Source organism: Pseudomonas sp. S4_EA_1b (assembly GCF_016307435.1).
In the GTDB taxonomy this organism is placed as follows: Bacteria; Pseudomonadota; Gammaproteobacteria; order Pseudomonadales; family Pseudomonadaceae; genus Aquipseudomonas; species Aquipseudomonas rhodesiae.
Map to the genome: position 1 here is coordinate 1 of NZ_JAEILC010000213.1, position 2,593 is coordinate 2,593.

At 42.8% G+C, this 2,593-nt stretch carries 3 protein-coding genes; all 3 read right to left on the reverse strand.

Features of this window, described 5'->3' with window-relative positions:
* The coding region (locus YA0848_RS36335) for a hypothetical protein (protein ID WP_232925265.1) at positions 1 to 352 on the reverse strand (352 nt) is incomplete at its 3' end.
* Between the two features lie 190 nt (positions 353 to 542).
* Positions 543 to 1,448: a glycosyltransferase family A protein gene (locus YA0848_RS35730; RefSeq protein WP_332874115.1), complete on the reverse strand. Its 906-nt coding sequence runs from the start codon at positions 1,446 to 1,448 to the stop codon at positions 543 to 545.
* Between the two features lie 7 nt (positions 1,449 to 1,455).
* On the reverse strand, positions 1,456 to 2,593 hold a 1,138-nt coding region (locus YA0848_RS35735), incomplete at its 5' end, for an oligosaccharide flippase family protein (protein WP_198731594.1).

Consider the following 2,593-nt stretch of genomic DNA (forward strand, 5'->3'; position numbering starts at 1 on the left):
GAGCTAAGGCTATCGTGAATAACGGAATTACTACCAGACAAAGCAGGAGAAAATTAGCTGTCAGCCGACCAAATACTGACTCCCCAGCAACCGACATTGCCCTTGCGGCGTATGATATCTTCTCAAAGCCAGAACCGAGTGCAGACAATTCACTGTAAGCAACCGGCAATACCAGAAGATGCATAAAGGCAAATAAAAAAAACAAATCATTGAAATTAAGTGTGCGATAAAAAAAGCCTTCATGCACTAAGCTTTTGGCAAACAAGCTTATATAAATAGACACCGCACTGAATATTGCCCCGCCTAGAATAAAAATTAGCAGAGCGTCAGACTCAACAGCATAAAAACCCAACAGAGGCGTGAAGGCTATTAAGCATAATCCGCCCCCCAAATGGCAGGAAATATAAACGAGGGATGAAACATATCTCTAATGGTTGCGCGGGATAAAATCGAGACCCCTAACAGAGCCAAGCCTGCTATAAAGCTATACATACCACCTCAACCCCTTATAAGCAGTCAATAAAATTCAAAAACTTGGCTCCTTACTTCTTCACGCGATAGGAATCAATAAGATAAAAGGCACAGCCCACAGGAAACGCACAAATCATCAAGAGCGACGCTTTACAACTTGGAAAAATTATCTCCATTTTGTTTGTTCTTAGGGCGAATCGTACATAATTAACAGCCGATTTTAACCTGCTAGCGAGACCCTTCAGAATCTTGAACTCTTCAAGATACACCAGACTGGTGCCATATGGATTGTTTACCCTAAGCCGTACCGAGGACTGGGTGAGCCCGTCATTGCGATAAATTTTTATGCATAACTTTTCATTTACAAATCTAGCAGAATAGACAAGTGAAATTCTATTCCAAACAACGCTTTCAGCAATAAAGCGCTCACCCCTAATTACAGGGAATTTATACTGCTTCAATATTTCTGTTACATTAACGCCCCACTTATCGCCCGTGGAACGGTATTGGCGCTGTAGATCCGGGTCAGCAATATCACATACATAACTTGGATACTTTTGACCCAACACATTATTATCATCATCCATGCATAGAACTGAGAGCGTCGAAAACCGATCTCTCTGCGAGGTGTCAATATCCTCCCAATAAAATTGCAATCGTTCCAGAGCAGTGCTAACACATCGGTCATCGGAATCGAAAACCAAAAACAAATAACCTGTTGCGTGCTCGACCGCAACATTATGCGCGACATGCTTACCTTGGTTATTCTGATAGATGTAACGGATATTCAGCTCTTTCTTTTGTATCCATTCCTCGACAAGTGCCTGCGTTTCATCAGTGGAACCATCGTCAATAATCAGCCACTCAAAATCTTGAAAGGTTTGCACCCTGAGCGACTCATACACCTGACTCAAAATATATGCTCTATTATAAGTCGGCGTAAACACTGTAAAATATGGCAAACTCCCCCCTAACACTCAGCAATTATTTTTTCAAAAACGCAGGAACATTGGCAATCAGATATCTAGCGTTAAATATTAGTAATACAACTATATAGGCCGCACCACCCAAAATCACCTTTAACGAAAAGGACAACACTGACAACTCAAATTTTATACTGCTTACTACTGCCGCCATAACAACTACAGCGACTATAACTTGCGCCGCATTTTTATAGGGAAGACGCGGCATGGCAAATACGCGTCGCCCCAAAGCCCAGCTTAATATTAAGGAAACAAGAAAAGCTATCACGGTCGAAATCGCCGCGCCCGTAGCGCCATATTCAGAAATCAGAAAATAGTTGAAACCAACATTTACCACGGCACTCACGAAGACAATCCCCATTTGTATTCGAGTTGAATTTGACAATTGAAATGCGTAATCGAAGTAATATGATTTTATAGTACTTAAAAACATCGCCAGCGCGATCCAAGGGATGATTACAGTAGCGCCCTCTCTAAACTTATCCCCGAGTATAGAATACGCTATATCAGGGGCAGTCAACGCCATTCCTGTCGACAATGGCATAGCCACCGCAAACACCAATGAAAAGGTCTGCCGCAGCTTTACACCCGCCGCCAGCAAGCCCTCTTTAGCCAGTGCATTTATCACCAATGGCAGGGCCGCCAAATGAACGACCGATGTCAACATGCCGATTGAATACTGGCTCAGCTCATACGAAGCTGAGTAAACGCCGACAGCCTCAACCCCAACCATGCGTTCGATGAAAAACCTATCAGACGCGTCGATAACAAATATCAAGAGATACGTAATCGTTAACGGAGCACCATAAGCGAATAATTTTTTCAGATAATCCCAATTGATAAAAAACCAAGGCAAACCCCTCCATATCCGCCTACTGATTACGCACGCGGCAACCGAACCCACTATGATTGAGGCCAATATCCCTTCTGCACCAAAACCCAAGTAGGCCGCAACCACAGATAGAAAAAATCCAACCGCACTTTTTACGGTGAGTACTTTCCCATAATCCAAAGGGTTTAAAGATGTATTTAAAACCTTTAGATTTAGCTCATGCCAACCCTGGAACGCAAATAAAAAACCGACAATAAAAAACATTAATGAAAATGATGAAAACGCGTCTAGGGCCGCGCATACAAGC